Origin of the sequence: Saccharomonospora iraqiensis subsp. paurometabolica YIM 90007 (genome assembly GCF_000231035.2) — a bacterium.
Lineage (GTDB): Bacteria > Actinomycetota > Actinomycetes > Mycobacteriales > Pseudonocardiaceae > Saccharomonospora > Saccharomonospora paurometabolica.
Genome location: NZ_KI912254.1, coordinates 96498 through 98519, shown reverse-complemented (window position 1 = coordinate 98519; position 2022 = coordinate 96498). Strand labels below are relative to the sequence as shown.

Sequence of the window (2022 nt, the reverse complement as noted above, 5' to 3'; positions counted from 1 at the left end):
GACAACTGCGGATCACCGGGACCCGCGGGCCCGCCGAGCTGGTGCTGGCCGCCCCACCGGGAGCGGACCTGCTCACCGCGGCCACGGGGGTGCTCGCGCTGAACTCCGTCGCGGTGCACACCGCGACGCTGCGGCCTCCCGGTGGCCCCGGCCCCCACGGCACCGCGGTGGTCGGGGTGTTCACCGTCTCCCCCGTGTTCGGACGGATGCCGGACGAGGCCCTGCTGCGGGAGCAGTTCGCCCGCGCCCTCACCGGGTCGGCCGATCTCCGGCGCCGCATCGCGGCGAAGGAACGGGCCTACGACACCGCCGGGACCGCGGGTGCCCGGGCCTCCGCCGTGCCCCGGGTGCTCTGGTTCGACGACGAGGCGGCGGGCGACGACACGGTCGTGCTCGAACTCCGCGCACCCGACCGGATCGGACTGCTGCACCGGGTCGCGCGGGCGCTGCACCGGTGTGCGGTGGACGTGCGGTGGGCCCGGGTCGACACGCTCGGCACGGGGGCGGTCGACGCCTTCGCCCTCCGCACCGGCCGTTCCGGCACCGACGCGTCCGGCACCGACGCGTCCGGCACCGACGGGGTCTGGCGCAGGCGGGTGGCGAACGCGGTGCTCCGGGCGGCGGTGGGCCCCGTGGCACCGGCCCCGCAGGCACCCGGTGAACCCGGGTGAGCACGGCCGGGTGGGTCCGGCGCGGGGGGAGGGTGTCGGTGTCGGGGACGCGGGTCCGTGGTGGCAGGATGGATCCACCGTCGCGAACCGTGCCGGGCGTCCCGAATACCGCCGGGGGTGCGCATGTCCGAGCTGGAACCCGTGGTGCTGCCGGTCACCGTGGCCGCGTCCCATCTCCGCGCCTGCGCGAGCGCGCTCGCCGACGCCCCGGACGCCGAGCTCGGGGACCTGGTCGCCGTCCTCGGTGATGTCGTGGCGAGCCAGCGCGGGCTCGCCACGGCCTGTACCGAGCTCGCCGGGCGCCTGCGGGAGGGGTCGGACGACGGGGCCCTGTCCGGGGCGGCGACGGTGGACGTCACCGCCCTCGCCGAGGTCCTCCGGGCGGCGGCCACCGCGCTGGGCTGTTCGGCGGAGGCGCTCGACTCGGGGGCCCCACTGGCGCGGCGGATCGCCGAAACGGCGGGCGCGGACACCCGTTTGTAGCTGTCGGGGCGGGCCCGACGCTCGCTACGCTGCGGGAATGCGCAGCGTCTGGAAGGGCACGATCGGATTCGGCGCCTTCGCCGTCCCCGTGCGCGCCCACACCGCCGTGACCGAGCAGAGCACCGGCCTGACGCAGGTCCACACCACCGACGGTGGCCGGATCCGGTACCGGCGGGTGTGCGAGGTCGAGGACGCGGAAGTGCCCACCACCGAGATCGGCAAGGGGGTGGTCGCGCCGAACGGGGACGTCGTCGTGCTCGACGAGGACGACCTCGCGGCGCTCACCGTGCCGACCACCCGGTCCATGCGCATCCACGCGTTCGTCCCCGCGGGGGGCATCGACCCGGTGCGGCTGGGGAAGAGTTACTACCTCGAACCGGAACCGGAGGCGGTGAAGCCGTACACGCTCCTCGGCGAGGCACTGCGCCGGGCGGACCGGGTGGCCGTGGTGAAGGTGGCGTTGCGGCAGCGCGAGACCCTCGGGGTGCTCCGGCCGCACGACCGGGTGCTGGTGCTCGACACGGTGCACTGGCCCGCCGAGCTGCGCACCCCCGACTTCGACGTGCTCGACGGCGACACGGGCCTGGAGCTGTCCCGGATCCGTGCCGCCGCGGGCCTGATCGAGGAGTTGACCACCGAGTTCGACACGGACGGTCTCGACGACGACTTCTCCCGCGCGCTCGCCGACCTCGTGGCGGCGAAGGGGGACGGCAGCGCGGTGCTGCGCCCGACCGGGGCGGAACAGGACGAGGCCGTGACGCGGCTGCTGCGCGCCCTCGGCGAGAGCGTCGGCCACCGGGACGATGACGATTCCGCCGGCGGTACGGCGGAGGGGGCGACCGCTGACGGCGCCCCGGAGAGCCCGGGG

Annotated in this window: 2 protein-coding genes and 1 pseudogene; all 3 read left to right on the top strand. The window is 75.9% G+C overall.

The window, feature by feature from the left end; genetic code table 11:
* Positions 1-671: pseudogene (locus SACPADRAFT_RS28650) on the top strand (hypothetical protein); the annotation flags it as partial.
* Between the two features lie 123 nt (positions 672-794).
* Complete coding sequence (locus SACPADRAFT_RS0218435) at positions 795-1154, top strand: hypothetical protein (RefSeq protein WP_007027415.1); 360 nt, start codon at positions 795-797, stop codon at positions 1152-1154.
* A gap of 37 nt (positions 1155-1191) precedes the next feature.
* Positions 1192-2022: non-homologous end joining protein Ku (gene ku / locus SACPADRAFT_RS28645; RefSeq protein ID WP_007027414.1), on the top strand; the 831-nt coding region annotated here is incomplete at its 3' end.

Excerpts from the sequence above, each read along its gene's own strand:
- SACPADRAFT_RS0218435 (WP_007027415.1), top strand. The coding sequence starts at position 795 with ATGTCCGAGCTGGAACCCGTGGTGCTGCCGGTCACCGTGGCCGCGTCC.